A 16162-nucleotide genomic window follows, 5' to 3' on the forward strand; every position below is an offset into this window, starting at 1 on the left:
TGTCGAGGAACCCCAGCCGTGCGTCGGCCGGGGTTCCTCCGCACGGCCGCTGATTGCGCCTCGCGCATGGCCGAAGTCAGGGGTGCCTGACGTGCAGGGCAGGCAAGCGCTGGGCGAGACCGGCACGGCGTTCTTCGCCACCTTGGTGCTCCTCGTGGAAGGACCGCGCGACGGCACCCTCATCCCTCACATCGCGCGCACCCTCAGCCCGCAGTGGGACTTCGACAAGCAGGGGACGGCGATCGCCAAGTTCGAAGGCAAAGGAAGCATCGAGCGATACCGCCGCTTCTTCAAACGCTTCGAGATGAGAGTCGCGGTCGTCGCGGACCTGGACGCCGTACTCGACGGGTTCGACAAACTCGGCGCGAGCGCCGGCTGTCGGCAACTGCGCGACAAGGTCGTCTCGAAGGTCAACGAACTCGTAGAAGACGAGGGCGCCAAGGTGTCCGTCGGCACGCTCAAGAGCCTGAGCAGGAGTGGTACTGCACGTGCCCTGTGGGACCATGCACAGCTCAAGAGCACGGAGCATGCGGAAGGACTGTGCGCGTTCGAGGAGTTGGACGCAGCGGTGAAGGCATTCATCGCCCGCTCCGCCTCCGGCACCGCTCGGCGGATTCTCGAAGAAGCGGAGAACTCGGAGCTGGAGAAAATGAAGCTGGAGCTGCTGACCATGCTTCGCCGCGAAGACATCTGCATCTGGGAGCGGGGGCGATCGAGGCCTACTACCCGGAACTTCAGCCCAATGAGTCGAACAACAAGAACGACCGGGCCCGCGTGTTCTGTGAGCACTACACCACGGCCGATGCCATCCGCGGGCTACCGGTGTTCAAGGAATTCTCCAAGCGCTTGCCGCGCGCGAGGTCCGGCTTTTGACCTGCGACACCGGACAGCACATCCGCGGACGGGCCGCTGGCCTGAAGGTAACGAAGGTCCCAGCGAAGGACCCCGGACGGTTAGGCACAGGAGCGTGCTCAGAGCGGTGTGGTGCGACAAGCCCACCGCGAGTGCGCCAGCAGGCGCGCCCTTGCCCGGCCTGCCAACTCCTTGACCACGGCCTTGACTTGACTGGCCAGACGAGCGGTACGCGCTGGTATCGCTCCAGCACCCCGGCACCTGCTCGCGGAAGGTATGGCGGCAGCCACGCGTGGGACACACCAGACGCCGCACCCGCACAAGGAACACCACCCCCCAACGGTCCAGATGTCCGGCGTCCGAGCCCGCACCAGGATCCGCCCCCCTCGTCGGCCACCTCCTCAACGACCAGCGGCGACAGTCCCGAAAACACGACGTCTACAGGCTCGTTGACATTCCGCCCGTCATGCCAACGACCCGCCACCACGCTCAGTCACCGCCGAAGACCCTCCGGGCGTCGGTCACCACCGCAAAGCGGTGGGCCTGTCGCTCCAGCCGACCGCACCACAGTCCGCGTCGCACGCCGACCCGCACCGAGCGGCGCATCATCAAGTCCACGGCTGCTAGGGCGGTGGAGTCCGCCAAAGCGCCGGTCTGCTGCACCACCCTCTTCCCGGTGCTGTGGACCTTGGACACCGAGGATTGGAAGCCCCCGACGCGGCGAAGGTCACCCGGAGCGTCATCGACAAGGCCAAGCGCAACGACGTCGTCCTCATGCACGACATCCACGCCACGTCGGTCGGCGCTGTCCCGCGGGTTTTGCGCACGTTCACCGCCCAGGACTGCCGCCTCGTGAACGCGAGTCATCCCGCGCGCCACGTGTGACGCGCGGGATGACTCGCGGGTGGGATGCCGGCGCCTTGCCCGCTGGGGGGCGGGCGCGGGCGGGAGGGCGCCGTGAGGGCGCCGGCATCCCGGTCGGGTCAGCTCGTCACGCGGAAGGTGGCGTCGCCGCGTCCCGTCGCGTTGGTGATCGGGTCAAGCCGCAGTTGGTAGGAGTAGTGGCGGATGTAGCGGTCGGGGTAGTTGTACGACTGGAACGACGACCATGTGGAGTCGGCGAGTCCGGCGACCTGGCGGAAGGTGGCGTCCTGGGCGAACTGGCTGGTGCCGTCGTTGTAGGCCAGCGAGAAGTCGAAGTTGGTGTGCCGTAGGAAGTATCCGGGGAAGTTCACCGACTCGAAGGAGACGGTGCCGGAACCGGCCAGGCCGGTCCGCAGCCGGAACTGGGAGTCGTCGACGGGGCTGACGTTCGGGTCGATGCGCACGTCGAAGTTGGTGTGCCGCACGTACCGGTCCTGGAAGTTGTACGACTGGAGCCGGTTGATCGCGGTGTTGGGCCAGCGGGCGAGGACGCGGCTCTCCTCGGCGGCCGTCAGGTTCATGATCCAGCCGTGGCGCTTCTTGGTGCCGCCCATGTTGTAGCTCGTCGTCGCCTGCTTCTGGTAAGCGGCCGGGTTGGACGGGTCGGTCGTCAGGACCGGCATGTAACCGCCGCTGGTGGCGTACTGGTCGAGGTAGAGGGCCCATTTGTTGGTGCCGTTGAACTTCATCCACATCGGGCCCTCGACCTGGGAGCCGCTGAGGCCGACGCCGGAGAGGTCGCCGAGGGTGGTCCACGTGCCCAGGATCGAGTTGCTGCCTTCGAGCGTGATCTGGCCGTCGCCGGAGGCGCGTACGTAGCGGTAGTTGCCGACGCCGGACGGCACTTCGATGATCTGGGTGTCGATGATGCCCTGGGTGCCGGGGCGGTCGATGTAGACCTGCGGGGTGGTGATGGTGCGGAAGTCCGTCGTGTGGGCGGAGTAGATGCGGTGCTTCGTCACGCCGTTCAGCGGCGCGTTCGTCGCCCAGTACAGGACGTAGTCATTGCTCGCCGGGTCCCAGATCGCCTCGGGCGCCCACGCGTCACCGGCGCCGGGGATCGCGTCTGCGACGTTCAGGAGCCGCGGCTGCGACCAGGTGGCCAGGTCGGTGGACTCCCACACCACCAGGTTGCGGCTGCCGCTGGTCTGGGCGTCACCCCATCCCTGCCCGCAGCCGATGCACAGGTCGGTCGCGATGATCCAGTACTTGCTGCCATCAGGCGACCTCACGAATGCGGGGTCGCGCACCCCCTTCGTACCGACCGTGGAGCGCAGGACCATGCCGCCGCCGTTGAGGTCGTTCCAGTGCAGACCGTCCGTGCTGTGTGAGAGGTACATCTGCTGATTGGTCGACCCCTCCCCGGTGAAGTGCACCATCAGGTAGCCCGGATCAGCGGCGGCGGCCCGCTGCGGTGCGGTCAGGGTTTGGCATGTGAGGAGCAGGCCGACGGCGACCAAGAGCGTCGCCAGCCGTGAGAACAGCGCGGATATGTACATTTTTTTGTCTTTCTGCGAGTGCCTTGATCACATGAGAGTGGGGTCCGCGGACCGTCCAGCCGACGGCCGGTGCTTGTTCCAGGGACGTCTGGGTCTGCCCGGGGGATCAGCGATGACGCCGGCCAGGCGCGTGTGTGGCTTTCACGTTCGTGACCACTGGAAGCTGGCGGCGGTGCCGCAGGTGCGCTGTTCGAGCAGGGCGGCGTCCGCGGTCGAGGCGCCGACGACGTTGACGCACTTGCCGCTGTGGCGGACTTTGAGCTGGTTGTATCCGTTGACGGCGACCCACTGGAACTGCTGGTTCCGGCCGGAGTGGCAGGGGTACTGGATGATGGCGGCCCCGTCGGCGGTGGACACGTTGTTCACGTCCAGGCACTTGCCGCTGTTGAGGCTCTCGATCTGGAAGTAGCCGTCGCCCACGTCGACGAAGCGCCACTCCTGCCACGGCTTGCCGTTCGAGGCGTACTGGCCGATCTTCGCGCCGTTGTCGGTATTGGGTGCCTGGACGTCCATGACCTTGCCGCTGTTGCGGTTGGTCAGCCGGTAGTACGTCACCACCGGCTCGCCGGACGGAACGGTCAGCGCGGTGCCCGTGGCCACCGGCACGCCGAGGTTCGGTGACCCGTCCGCGTTCCAGGTGATTTTCTGGATACGGGTGGTGCGGGTGGTGCCGCAGCCCTGGGACGACGAGGAGTTGGCGTGGTAGACGATCCAGTCCTCGGTGCCGTCCGGAGACTGGAAGAACCCGTTGTGGCCCGGCCCGTACACGCTGTTCGTGTCACTGCGCTGGAAGCCCGGCTCCGTGCTCTTGACCCAGGAACTCGCGCTCAGCGGGTCGCTGCCGGTGAGGGTGAGCAGGCCCAGCTTGTAGTCCGGGCCCTGGCAGGCGCTGGCCGAGTAGGTGAGGAACGTCTTTCCGTCGTGCTGCACCGCGACCGGGCCCTCGTTCATCGGGGTGCCCTGCTTCTCCCAGGAGTAGGTCGGGGTGGAGATCTGCGTACGGGATCCGGTCACGGTCCACGGATCGCTCAACTCGACGATGTAGATGCTCGGATCGGATCCGGCCCACTGCGGCGTCGGCACCCCCGACCAGGTGAAGTAGAGCCGGCCGTTGATGGTGACGACGCTGCCGTCGATGCCCCACCAGTCGTTCGCACCGAAGATCATGCCCTTGTACGTGTACGGGCCGAGCGGGTCGGTGCCGGCGCTCTCCAGCACGTGCACGCGCTGGTCCTCGATGTCGCCCGTACCGGCGGAGTAGTAGATGTACCAGCGTTTGCCGTTGGGGCCGTCGAGCAGGTGCATCTCCGGCGCCCATATGTAGTGGTCACGGCCGGTGGCGTGGGCACTGAACACCGGCACCGGCGCCGCTGCCTTCAGCGCCTCGATCGTGGGCGCCTTCCGCATCGTCAAGGCCCCGCTGTACGGCGTCGTCATCAGGTAGTAGTTGCCGCTGTAGTAGGTCATGTACGGGTCGGCGCCGGAACTGTTGAGCGGGTTCGTGAACGTCGCCGTGGCCGCCTGCGCGCCGGGTGCGGTCATCGCCGTCCCGAACGTCAGACCGCCTACGAGGGCGGCGAGAGCCGTCGCCGTGGCGCCCAGCCGCCGGAGGAGAGATGAGCATTTTCGCACCCGAGTACTTGAACTGCCCATGACAGAAACGTCCTTGTTCGCGTCGGGGAGCGTAAGCGCGGTGTTCTTTCTGAACGGGTTGTCGTGCAGGGCCGTGTGCTCGGACGCCGTCGCCTTTCAGCCACGACCCGGGATAGCGGGGGTGGTTGTGCCGTTCGTCCGATTGAGGGGTGGCGGACGACCAGAACCCGTTCAACGCAGTCGCTTGCGTAGGTCGGATACGCGAGCGGGTGAGAGCAGCGGCCCATATTGTTCGAAATTTAGAATGCCGTTTGGAATTTCGGCCAGACGCTATAGGGACGGTAAGAAGGTGTCAAGACGGCTGGCGAAGAGGGGCCGGCTGCCGTGGCCGTGTGTTCGGCAGAAAGCTGTTACGCGACCGTCCGGCAAGGGGTCGCCGCATCCTCGCTGGTAATCTGCGGCGCCAACCGTCGCTTGTCGGAGAGTCGTTGAATTTGGGATCAGCCGTGTCAGCCCGGTGAGCCCCAGTCCCCACTTTCATGGTCCCGGGCATGGGCGATGGGTCCAGGATGTCGTATGACCAGAGGTGCCCTGTGCCGTTGTCCCGCAGGGCCTGGAGGATCCAGGTGGTGGACCAGCCGTGGAAGGTGCCGATCTCGACCCGCGTCTCCGGTCGGGCCTCGCGCAGCAGGAGATAGGTGATCTCCGCCTCCAGGTCGTCGAGTTGGGCCATCAGCGAGGTCGGCGGTGGGAGCGGTTTCCGCTGCTTCTCGCGGACCCGGTCGAGGTCGGCGGCGTAGGTGCGGTACAGCCGGACGATGTGGTCGGTGTCGATGGTCAGGTGCATGTGACGGACGGGGCGAGCAGCGCGTCTCCGGCGGCGATCACCCGGACCGCCCGGACGAGTTCGGGGATGGGCGCGTCCTTGAGCAGGAAACCGCTGACTCCGGCCTGCAGAGCCTCGTAGATGTAGTAGTCACAGTCGAAGGTGGCCAGGATGATCACCTTGGGCGGTGCGCCACACCCGGCGGCGGGTCGAGCAGTCGCCGCGCGGCCTCCAGGCCGTCCATCTCCGGCATCCGTACGTTCAGGCACACGTCGGGGTGAGTGTTGCGACTGACGTCGATGCCGAGCCGGCCGTTGAGCGCCTCACCCACGACGTCGATGCCGCTACGCGGTCAGCACCGCGGCGAACCCCGAACGCACGTTCATGCCGTGCTCGACCGGCCAGCTCGTCAGCAGGTCGACCCGCTGCGTAGTCCAACGGTCACCGACCAGGTTGTAGACCCGGTTGGTCCGGCTCGGGTCTCGCCCGGCAGCGCCGGCCGCCTCGTCGATTCGCCGGTTCGCGTCGTCCAGCTCCTCCGGGGCGAGAAATTCCTTCGAGGGCAGCCAGCCGCCTGTCCCCGCTGGAGTGCGCCCACGGCGGCCGTGAAGCGTGCTTCACGGCCGCCGTCCGGAGGGCGCTGTTTCTAGGCGGCGATGCGGTGGGCTATCGCCTTGGCCGTGGAGGCTGCGTCGTCCAGTGCCTGCTGGCGGGAGGCTTCGAAGAGGGGGATCAGCTGGGACATCGCCGGGTTGTGTACGGCCATCGTGAGTTCCGGGACGATGAAGTTCAAGTCCAGGGCGAGCGCGTCGGCCAGAACGGCCGTGAGGTAGTTCTGCACGTATTCGTAGCTCTCGCGGGGCGTGCCCGGGGCGTAGGAGCCGCCGCGGCTGGCGACGACGGTGACGGGGGTGCCCTTGAGCCTGGAGCTTTCCACGCCGGCGGTGCGGCCGACGAGGACGATGTTGTCGAGCCACGCCTTGAGGGTCGAGGGAATCGAGTAGTTGTACATCGGAGCGCCGATCAGTATGGCGTCGGCGTTCTCCAGCTCGTCGATCAGCGTCAGCCGGTGGGCGAGGGCGGTGGCCTGGGAGGGGGTGTGCGTGGCCGGGTCGGTCTGGCCGGCGGTGTGGGCGTCGGCGGTGAGGTGCGGTACGGGGTTCGTGGCGAGGTCACGGTAGATGACCGTGCCCTCCGGGTGGTGCTCCTGCCAGGTCCGGCGGAAGGCGGCGGTCACGGCGCGGGAGGAGGAGGCGTCGCCGGAAAACAGCGAGGAATCGAGATGCAGAAGAGTGGCCATGGGATGTTCCTCAGGTGTAGCAGTGGTCGGGAATGCGGATGATCGGTGACGGTCCGCGTGGCGAGGGCGGTCTCGCGATCACCCGGCCGGGTTTGCCGGGCGGAAGGTGAGCTGTGGCGCCTCGGATTCAGGCGCTGGTCAGGAGGCGAGGACGAGCGTGGCGGCGGCAGCGATCGCGATGACGGTGAGGATGATGGGTGCCATCGCGTTGCCGCGGGTCTCGGGGTTGGCGTAGTCGCCGGACTTGGCGTGGAAGCCGACGGCTCCGACGAGCAGGACTGCGAATCCCAGGGCGGCGGCAACGCCGATGGGCTGCCAGAAGAGACCGGCGATGAGCCCTGCGGCTGCGGCCAGCTCGGCCAGCCCGATGAACCGGACCAGCGGGGCGCTGAAGCCTCCGGGAGACTGCAACTGGGCTGGAATGCTGCCCTTGAGCAGGGCTTTCGGTAGTCCGGCGGCCAGCCCGACAACGGCGAGCAGAACGCTCAGTACGGCGGCGAAGACAAACACGGGTCATGCCTTTCTGGTGAGTGATTCGGACCGCCCGAGCTGTGCGGGACCGGCATCCGTGGAGGATGGGTGTGCCAGGGGTTTTGCTGCTCACGCGTGAGCGTTGCTGAAGTGCGGTCTCATCGATGGAGAGCGCTGCTGCGCGGCAACCCGGCCGGGCGCCGGCCGCCGCGGTGCGGCCGGTGACGGCAGACGCTGAGGCGGGACGGCTCGTCGGCGCCGGCCGCACCGCCTGTGGAAGGCGGAACGCGGCCGATCAGGTGAGGGGCTGTTCGGTGAAGTTCCTGAGCACCAGTACGCCGGGAACCTCGATGAGGCGTCCGCCTTCGTCGATCCTGCCGAGTTCCACCGGCGACAGGCCGAGCGTGCGGGCGAGCTCGGCGATCTGGGAGCTGGCCTCCCCGGAGTCGCTGGAGACGAAGACCACGCGCTTGCCCTGGCCGGAGGGCACTTCGGTGGCGAGCGTCTGGGCGGGAAGGTGGTTGAAGCCCTTCACGATCTGGGCGCCGGGCAGGACCTCGGCCGCGTACTGCGAGGAGAGCCGACCCTTGAGGATGTCGCCCGCGTTGGGCGCGTAGTGCGCGTTGGTGGTGTCGACGACGATCTTCCCGTTCCAATCTGGCAGGGCGTTGCCGAACGTCTCGACTGCGCCGAACGGGATGGCCATGAAGATGACGTCGCTCGCCAGCGCCTCGGTGAGCGTCACGGCCCGGACCGTGGAACCCCAGGAGGCGGCGAGTTCGCTGATCGAGCCCGGTCCGCGGGTGTTGGCGATGCTGACCTCGACTCCGGCCCGGGCGAAGACGCGCGCCAGCGCCGAACCGATGTTTCCGGTGCCCACGATGGCGTAGCGGGTGTCTGCAGACATGAGTGCTCCCTGTTCCAGTAATTGCTGAAGGCTGTCGAGGCGGCAGAGCAGCTTCGTCGTCCGGCCTGTCGTCGCCGCGTTTCTGTAGGCGGCTCCGACCTCCGCCAGTCCATTTGGTTGAGGTGTTAACCAAACCGTACGACGGACTGGTTAACATGTCAACCAAAGCGGTAGGGTGGGCTTCATGGACGAACCGCGATGGCTGGACGAGCGTGAGCAGCGGGCTTGGCGCAGCCTCATGAAGATGCAGGCCGGCCTGTCCGAATACATCGAGCGGCAGCTGCGCACCCACAGCGGGCTGTCCACCGCCGACTACCAGGTGCTGGCGCACCTGTCCGAGGCGCCCGAGGGACGCCTGCGGTCGTTCGCACTCGGAGATGCGCTGCAATGGGAGAAGAGCCGTCTGTCGCAGCATCTGACCCGCATGCAGAACCGCAACCTCATCCGCCGCGAGCGATGCGCGACCGACCAGCGAGGGGCCGTCGTGGTCATCACCGAACAGGGCCGCACCCTCGTCGAGGCAGCCGCCCCACTCCACCTGGCTGACGTGCGCAATGTGCTGATCGACCACGTGACCCCTGCGCAGATGGACCTGCTGATCGAATTGGGAGGCCAGGTGGAGGCGCGACTCGCCGAGATCGATCAGAAACCGGGATGACCCCTTGCGTCCCTGCCGGGCTGCCGCCGACCGTGCCGTCAGAGTCTCGCCCGGGGTGCTGATGAGGGCCCGGCATCGCACCAACCGCCCTTACTGCGACACTCCGATCCAACAAAGAAGACGATGCGGGTCGACGAGCCTCGCCTTCAAAAAACGAACGTTTTCTGAAGATCACCGTGCGGGGGTCCGCACACCCCGCAGCCCCTTCAAAAAACCCTTCAAAAACCTGGGTCATTCAAGAACCCTCGACCACCGTTTTCTGACATGATCCGGGGTCGTGAGTGACACTCCGGAGCCGTCCGGCCACCCCGAACTCCTCGTTGCCGAACCGCTTGTCTGCACCGAGATCAAGATCGGGTACGCGCGGGTGTCCAGCGGCGGACAGAAGCTCGACCGGCAGATCGACGCCCTCACCACCGCCGGATGCCGGAAGATCTTCTCGGACAAGAAGTCCGGCAAGAACGCCCTCCGCCCGGAATTGAAGGCGTGCCACGCCTTCCTCGACGCTGGTGACACCCTCGTCGTCCCCTCGCTCGACCGCTACGGCCGCAGCCTCCAGGACCTCATCAACATGGTCGCCGAACTCCGGACGCGCGGGATCGGCTTCACCTCGCTGCACGAGAACCTCGACACCACCACCCCCGGCGGCCGGCTCGTCTTCCACGTCTTCGCCGCTCTGGCGGAGTTCATCCGCGAACTCATCGTCCAGGGCACCCGCGAGGGCCTGGCCGCCGCCCGCGCCCGCGGCCGGGTCGGCGGGCGCCCCACCGTCGCTACCGAGGAAGTCATCCGCGCCGCCCGCGACCTGCTGCCCGACCCCGGCCGCTCCATCACCTCGATCGCCAAAATGCTGGGCATCTCCCCGGGCACCCTCTACAACCACATCCCCGACCTCCAAGACCTGCGCGCCTCCGCCGTCCCCCACCAGCTCGACGCTGCGGAACGGTGACCCCACGTGCCGATCCGTCCCTAGAACCGCGAGCGTTGTCCCGCCGACTGGCCGGACATCTCCAACGCCATCAACGAACGCGCCGGCTGGCGGTGCGAGTGTGAAGGCGAGTGCGGACGCGGCAGTCACCCCGGCCGGTGTCCCAACCGGCACGGACAGCCCGTGAACGGCACCGGTTCGCGGGTCATCCTGACGACGAGAGCGCGCACCTCGACCACATGCCGGAGAACTGTCACCCGGCCAACCTCAAAGCCATGCCAGGGCTGCCACCTGCACTACGACCGTAACCACCACGCCCGCACCCGGGCCCAGACCCGGCATACCGCGCTCGAAACCGGCGGGCAGCTGACGTTCGAGTTGTAGGCGAACGCAGCAAGATCAAGTGCTTAGCGTTACTGGCTGTTCCGCTGGTCCCCAAGGCCGGGTATGGAGGGCCACTACCAGCAGGACCTGCAGACCTTCCAGAGCTGGGGCTTCGACTACGTCAAGATCGACTGGTGCGGCGGCCGCGTGGAGGGCCTCGACCAGGAGACCCAGTACAAGCAGATCGCCGCCGCCAACGAGGCCGCCTCGGCCGTGACCGGCCGCAAGCTCGTGCTGTCCTTCTGCGAGTGGGGCACCGGACTGCCCTGGAACTGGGCGACTGGTTACGGAGACCTGTGGCGTACCAGCGGCGACGTCATCCTGTGGGGCCAGAACCCGACCACCGCCATGATGCTCACCAACTTCGACCAGGGCCTGCAACCAGCCGCCCAGCACACCGGCTACTACAACGACCCCGACATGCTGATGACCGGGATGAGCGGCCTGACCGCCGCCCAGAACCAGCTGCACATGGGCCTGTGGGCGATCTCCGGGGCCCCTCTGCTGGCTGGCAACAACCTGGCCACGATGAGCACGGAGACCCGTGACATCCTCACCAACCGCGAGATGATCGCCATCGACCAGGACCCGCGCGGGCTGCAGGGTGTCAAGGTCGCCGAGGACACCCGGAACCTGCAGGTGTACGGCAAGGTCCTCTCCGGCACCGGCAAGCGCGCCGTTCTGCTGCTCAACCGCACCGGCTCGGCGGCGTCGATGACCGTGCGCTGGGCCGACCTCGGCCTCACCTCGGCCACCGCGTCCGTACGCAACGTCTGGATGGGCGCCGATGCCGGCTCCATCGGCACCGGCTACACCACGACCGTCCCCGCGAACGACGCCGTCCTGCTGACCGTCTCCGGCATCGAGGCCGCCGGCACCACCGTCGAGGACACCACCACCGCCACCACTCCCACCTTCAATGTCACCGCCTCCACGGCCGGCACGAAGCTGGTGGACATCACCTACGCCAACGGCGGCAGCACCATCCGCAAGGCCACCCTCCAGGTGAACGGCCAGTACAAATACGTCGTGGCCTTCCCGCCGACCGGCTCGGCCACGACCTACCGCACCGTGTCCGTGCTCGCACACCTGGCCAAGGGTGCCAACACCGTGAAGTTCGCAACGGTCTCCGGCAGCACGGCCCCCGACGTCGACGCCCTCCGCGTCCAGGGCATCCCAGGCACCGACGGTGTCGCCCTCGTCGGCTCCGACTCCAGCCGGTGCGTGGACCTTGACAAGAACACCAACGTCAACGGCACCCAGGCACAGATCTGGGACTGCTCCGGCGGACGCAACGAGACCTTCACCCAGACCTCCCGCGGTGAACTCGTCGTCTACGGCAACAAGTGCCTCGACGCCGACAACAACGGCACCACCAACGGAACCAAGGTCATCATCTGGGACTGCACAGGCGGCACCAACCAGAAGTGGACCGCCAACTCGAACGGCACCATCACCAACAACCTCTCAGGCCTCTGCCTGGACGCCACGAACGCGGCAACGGCCAACGGCACCAAGCTGATCCTTTGGACCTGCAGCGGCCAGACCAACCAGAAATGGACCCGCAACTGACCTCCACCACAGGAGAATGAGGGACTGTAAGACGTTCGGTGTAACTCCCGATCATGGAAGATGCATCGATGACCAGTGAGAACGTGTCCGAGTCCGAGGGTGGCGAGTCCACAAGCGCGGTGTCGGCGGAGGCCGTTGACGACCAGTTGATCGAGGAGCTGGTGGGCCGCGCCCAGGCCGAGGGGCTGTAGCTGACCGGTGAAGGCGGGCTGCTCCAACAGCTGACCAAGCGGCTGCTGGAGTCCGCCCTGGAGGGCGAGATCACCGACCATCTCCGCTATGACAAGCACGATCCGGTCGGCAAGAACGGCGGCAACTCCCGCAACGGCAAACGCTCCAAGACAGTACTGACCGACGTCGGGCCGGTGGAGATAACCGTGCCCCGCGACCGCGACGGCTCCTTCGAACCGAAGATCGTCAAAAAGCGGCAGAAGCGCCTGACCGGCGTCGACGAGATGGTCATCTCGCTCGCCGCGAAGGGCCTGACCACCGGAGAGGTGCAGGCCCACCTCTCCGAGGTCTACGGCGCCGAGGTCTCCCGCCAGACGATCTCGACCATCACCGACCAGGTCCTGGAGGGCATGGCCGAATGGCAGAACCGCCCGCTCGACACCGTCTATCCGGTGATCTTCATCGATGCCATCCACGTGAAGATCCGGGACGGTGCGGTGGCGAACCGGCCCATCTATGTGGCCCTGGCCGTCACGGTGGAGGGCCGGCGGGAGATCCTCGGGCTGTGGGCCGGTGACGGCGGCGAGGGCACCAAACACTGGATGCACAACTGGATCGAGTACGACAAACGTCAGTTCCGGCAGATCCTCGGCCGTCCCACCCGGGAGATCACGGGCACGCTCGACCCCCACCTGGCCCGCAACCCCGATGACGAATGGGCCCAGCTCGCCACCGCCCAGCTCACCGGCGTCCGCGCCACCCTTGCCCAGCTCTCCCACTAGCCCCCGTCCAATACCGATTACCCTGCCGAGCCCGCCACGCCCGCTGCCGCCCGTCGCCGCCGCTACCCGTCCGACACCTCCGTCGCCGAATGGGCCCTTCTCGAACCCCTGCTACCAGTGCCGGCCTGCCAGACCAAGACCGGCGGGCACCCGGAGAAGTGGCCTCGGCGGGAGATCGTCGACGGCATCCGCTACATCGTCGACAACGGCGCGAAGTGGCGGGCTCTGTCTGTGGATTACCCTCCATGGCAGACGGTCTACGGATTCCACTGGCGATGGAACCGGTCAGGAGTCGTCACCTACATCCGTGACCAGCTCCGCCGCCGGATCCGTACCGGCAAGGGCCGATGCCCCACCCGGTGACCCTGATCGTCGACTCCCAGTCCGTCAGCGCCAGAGCGGGCAGCTCGAGGCGCTCGCAGGATTGCGCCGACGGCTTCCTGCCGGTCTCGGCCCATGGAGGGGCTGGTTTGAGGTGGCTTGGTAGGCCAGCTCGGCCAGCTGAAGGGCGTCGGCCAGGCTTGTCTCGTCGGTGAGGTCGATGCTGACGCGGCACTCCCGGTGGCCGGTGGTGAGGGTCCGGGCGGACTTGATGCCGAGGTCGTCGAGCTGCTGCTGGCTGTAGTTGAGCCGGAGGTTGATGGTGCTGTACTCCGCGTAGACGTAGGCGAAGCCGCCAAACCGTGACCCCTGCCGGCGCAGGCGCAGGTAGCGGCTGTAGTCCAGCGGGGCGTCGGGGGCCGATGCCGTCCGCGAACATCCGCAACGACTCCATCACCGTGAACAGGTCATCCGTGCCGTTCCGCATCGAACCGCCCACCGACCTCATCGGCTCGATCTCCAACGCCATGTCCCCAAAGCAAACTGCACCTCGCAACCTGCGCGATCAGTTCCTACGCCCGGGTGACGAGCTGTGCGTACCGCTGCCCGGTGACGTTCCCGATCCGGCCGGCCACGCCGGTCATGATGACCACCACCCTCGCCCGGGCCGGCCCGGCCACCACGACGCGACCGGTCAAAGGGGCGCCGGCCCCGGCCACTGTCCACCGTGTCGCGCGCGACAGACCGGCGCAGAGCATGAACCGGAGGCGCTCGAAGCGCTGGAGCCTCCCTCCCAACTACCCTGCAAACCCAAGGCTGTTCGAGATACACGCGGGCAGCCCACGACACCCCTCGGCGCGGTGCACCCCGGCCCCCGGGAATCACCTCCCCTTGGCGAGAGATCGCCACGTCAAACGGAGACATACATGCCCAGCTCTCCCCTGAACCGCCGCACGTTCATCCTCCTCGGTGCCGCGGTCGCCGCAGCAGCCGGCACCCGAACATCCGTGGCCGCCGCGGCGACCACCCCCGCGGCGCTCGCCGGCACGCCAACACCGGTCCGGATCGTCGACGACGAGGCGACCCCCGCCACCCGCGCACTGTTCGCGTACCTGAAGCGGCAGCAGGGCAAAGGCATCCTGTTCGGCCACCAGCACGACCTCACCTACGGCTTCACCTTCACCACCCCCGACGGCAGGGCGTCCGACACCCGGGCGGGAGTGGGTGACTACCCCGCGGTCTTCGGCTGGGACACCCTCATCCTGGACGGCGACGAGCGTCCCGGCGCCAAGGGCGCAAGCGAAGCCGAGAACATCGCCGCGCTCAGCCGGTGCATCCGGCAGGGAGACGCACGCGGCGGGATCAACACCCTCAGCGCTCACATGCCGAACTTCGTCACCGGCAAGGACTTCCACGACACAACGGGCCGAGTGGTCAGCCAGATCCTTCCCGGCGGCCCGAAGCACACGGAATTCAACGCCTTCCTCGACCGCATCGCAAAGGCAGTCAAACGCGCACTGCGCCCGGACGGCACCGCCATCCCGATCGTCTTCCGCCCCTTCCACGAGAACAACGGAGCCTGGTTCTGGTGGGGCGCCGGCCACACCACCCCGGCCGAGTTCATCGAGCTGTTCCGCTACACCGTCGAGTACCTGCGCGACACCAGGGGCGTCCACAACCTGCTCTACGCCTACTCGCCCAACTCGAGTTTCGCAGGAGACCCGGCCGACTACCTGAAGACCTACCCCGGCGACCGATTCGTCGACGTCCTCGGCTACGACTCGTACGACGAAAACGCCGGACCGACCCCCTGGCTGGACGCAGTGGTGAAGGATCTGGCGATGGTGGTCCAGCTGGCGAACGAGCGAGGCAAGGCCCCGGCCTTCACCGAGTTCGGGGAGGGCGGCACCGAGATCCGCAACCAGCAGTGGTTCACCCAGCTGGCGCAGGCCATCGAGGCGGACCCGCTCGCCCGCCAGGTGACGTACATGCTCACCTGGGCCAACTTCGGAGGCACCAAGCGTGCCTATGTGCCGTATCCGGGCCACGTCCTGTTCCCAGACTTCGTCAAGTACGAACAGGACCCCTACACCCTGTTCGCCGCCGATCTCCGGGGCGTGTACTCCGCTCACACCACCGCTGTCAAAAACGCCCCGTTCATGCACCTCGTGACCCCTACAGACCGACAGCGCGTAGCCGCCCCCAAGACCACCATCCGCGTGCGTGTCACACCCGCGAGGGCGAGCCAGGTCACCTACTCCGTGAACGGCGGACGCGCCAGACAACTGTGCCTCGACACCGACGGCTTCTACTCAGGCGACTGGTCGATCGACCCGGCCCTGCGGAACAACCGCTCAGTGACCCTCACCGTGAGCACACGGTTGGACGGCAAGACGCTCACCGACTCAGCCGTGGTCCTCCTCGGCGAGCTCGCACCCCTGCCTGCCGGCTGGGTCGACGACTTCGAGGGATACGCCGCAGACGACACCGCCCTGAGCCAGGCGTACACCCACGTCAACTCCCACACCCTCACCCTGTCGGCAGACCACAAGTCCTCGGGCTCCTACGGACTGGCCTACGCGTACGACTTCACCGGCTCCGAGTACACCGGCGCCGGCAAGCCGCTCGACGCCGACTGGTCCGCCTTCACGTCCCTTGCGCTGTGGTTGTGGGGCGACGGTTCCGCAAACGGCGGGGCGCTCCAGATCGTCGCCGGCGGTGTCGATTTCTGGTACCAGGTTCCGCTGTCCGACACGAGCGGGCAGGAGGTCAGGGCACCCTTCAGCGAGTTCACACCCGCTCCCTGGGACACCGAACACGCCCAAGCCGTGCTCGATGCGGCTCACCTCGCCGAGGTGACCGCGTTCAATCTGTACCTCGTCCACGGGAGCGGTGCAGCCACCAAGGGCACCGTTTACGTGGACAACATCAGAGCCGAATGACACAGGCCCGCCGTAACCCGCGTAATAGTCAA

At 67.1% G+C, this 16162-nt stretch carries 12 protein-coding genes and 6 pseudogenes; 9 read left to right on the forward strand and 9 right to left on the reverse strand.

All coding sequences use genetic code 11. The annotated features are described in order from the left end of the window. Positions 1 to 154: 154 nt before the first annotated feature. Positions 155 to 274, forward strand: a pseudogene (locus tag ACZ48Z_RS28530) (TOPRIM nucleotidyl transferase/hydrolase domain-containing protein); the annotation flags it as partial. 629 nt (positions 275 to 903) lie between these two features. Here the strand turns inward: ACZ48Z_RS28530 and ACZ48Z_RS28535 are convergent. Continuing rightward, positions 904 to 1336, reverse strand: a pseudogene (locus tag ACZ48Z_RS28535) (hypothetical protein); the annotation flags it as partial. Positions 1337 to 1363: 27 nt separating this feature from the next. On the opposite strand from ACZ48Z_RS28535, the pseudogene ACZ48Z_RS28540 reads away from it, so the two are divergent. Both ACZ48Z_RS28540 and ACZ48Z_RS28545 read left to right on the forward strand, forming a co-directional pair. Continuing rightward, positions 1364 to 1499 (forward strand): annotated as a pseudogene (locus tag ACZ48Z_RS28540) (IS481 family transposase); the annotation flags it as partial. A 55-nt stretch (positions 1500 to 1554) separates the two neighbouring features. Further along, the gene (locus ACZ48Z_RS28545) at positions 1555 to 1737 is read left to right on the forward strand and encodes a hypothetical protein (RefSeq protein ID WP_468738746.1); all 183 of its coding nucleotides are present in this window, start codon (positions 1555 to 1557) and stop codon (positions 1735 to 1737) included. 98 nt (positions 1738 to 1835) lie between these two features. Here the strand turns inward: ACZ48Z_RS28545 and ACZ48Z_RS28550 are convergent, their stop codons facing one another. From ACZ48Z_RS28550 to ACZ48Z_RS28580, 7 genes and pseudogenes are all read right to left on the reverse strand, one after another. Then, entirely contained in the window at positions 1836 to 3269 is a 1434-nt protein-coding gene (locus tag ACZ48Z_RS28550; RefSeq protein ID WP_468738834.1) for a glycoside hydrolase family 43 protein, read from the reverse strand. Between the two features lie 147 nt (positions 3270 to 3416). Beyond that, entirely contained in the window at positions 3417 to 4907 is a 1491-nt protein-coding gene (locus tag ACZ48Z_RS28555; protein WP_468738747.1) for a family 43 glycosylhydrolase, read from the reverse strand. Positions 4908 to 5220: 313 nt separating this feature from the next. Next, positions 5221 to 5715 carry a class I SAM-dependent methyltransferase gene (locus tag ACZ48Z_RS28560; RefSeq protein WP_468738748.1) on the reverse strand — a complete coding sequence of 165 codons (495 nt, stop codon included), beginning with the start codon at positions 5713 to 5715 and terminating at the stop codon, positions 5221 to 5223. Continuing rightward, positions 5715 to 6080 (reverse strand): annotated as a pseudogene (locus ACZ48Z_RS28565) (response regulator); the annotation flags it as partial. The pseudogene ACZ48Z_RS28565 and the gene ACZ48Z_RS28560, both read right to left, overlap by 1 nt. Positions 6081 to 6340: 260 nt before the next feature. After that, positions 6341 to 6994: an FMN-dependent NADH-azoreductase gene (locus ACZ48Z_RS28570; RefSeq protein WP_468738749.1), complete on the reverse strand. Its 654-nt coding sequence runs from the start codon at positions 6992 to 6994 to the stop codon at positions 6341 to 6343. Positions 6995 to 7132: 138 nt separating this feature from the next. Continuing rightward, complete coding sequence (locus tag ACZ48Z_RS28575) at positions 7133 to 7504, reverse strand: DoxX family protein (protein WP_057582123.1); 372 nt, start codon at positions 7502 to 7504, stop codon at positions 7133 to 7135. Between the two features lie 256 nt (positions 7505 to 7760). After that, positions 7761 to 8372 carry an NADPH-dependent F420 reductase gene (locus ACZ48Z_RS28580; protein WP_468738750.1) on the reverse strand — a complete coding sequence of 204 codons (612 nt, stop codon included), beginning with the start codon at positions 8370 to 8372 and terminating at the stop codon, positions 7761 to 7763. Between the two features lie 184 nt (positions 8373 to 8556). Between ACZ48Z_RS28580 and ACZ48Z_RS28585 the strand changes: the two genes are divergently transcribed. From ACZ48Z_RS28585 to ACZ48Z_RS28605, 5 genes and pseudogenes are all read left to right on the forward strand, one after another. After that, on the forward strand, positions 8557 to 9030 hold the full coding sequence (locus tag ACZ48Z_RS28585) for a MarR family winged helix-turn-helix transcriptional regulator (protein ID WP_266649569.1): 474 nt from the start codon (positions 8557 to 8559) through the stop codon (positions 9028 to 9030). A 277-nt stretch (positions 9031 to 9307) separates the two neighbouring features. After that, a complete protein-coding gene (locus ACZ48Z_RS28590; RefSeq protein ID WP_143606564.1) occupies positions 9308 to 9979 on the forward strand; it encodes a recombinase family protein in 672 nt (223 codons plus the stop codon). Between the two features lie 426 nt (positions 9980 to 10405). Continuing rightward, a complete protein-coding gene (locus ACZ48Z_RS28595) occupies positions 10406 to 11914 on the forward strand; it encodes an RICIN domain-containing protein (protein WP_468738751.1) in 1509 nt (502 codons plus the stop codon). Positions 11915 to 11982: 68 nt separating this feature from the next. Beyond that, a pseudogene (locus ACZ48Z_RS28600) lies at positions 11983 to 12717 on the forward strand (IS256 family transposase); the annotation flags it as partial. A 246-nt stretch (positions 12718 to 12963) separates the two neighbouring features. Further along, positions 12964 to 13230 (forward strand): annotated as a pseudogene (locus ACZ48Z_RS28605) (transposase); the annotation flags it as partial. A gap of 530 nt (positions 13231 to 13760) precedes the next feature. Here the strand turns inward: ACZ48Z_RS28605 and ACZ48Z_RS28610 are convergent. Continuing rightward, positions 13761 to 13886: a hypothetical protein gene (locus ACZ48Z_RS28610; protein ID WP_352392256.1), complete on the reverse strand. Its 126-nt coding sequence runs from the start codon at positions 13884 to 13886 to the stop codon at positions 13761 to 13763. Between the two features lie 228 nt (positions 13887 to 14114). Here ACZ48Z_RS28610 and ACZ48Z_RS28615 point away from each other — a divergent pair, with 228 nt between their 5' ends. Further along, positions 14115 to 16130, forward strand: a complete 2016-nt coding sequence (locus ACZ48Z_RS28615; RefSeq protein ID WP_468738752.1) for a glycosyl hydrolase — start codon at positions 14115 to 14117, stop codon at positions 16128 to 16130. Positions 16131 to 16162: the final 32 nt, after the last annotated feature.

The organism is Streptomyces sp. NPDC031225, assembly GCF_055570355.1.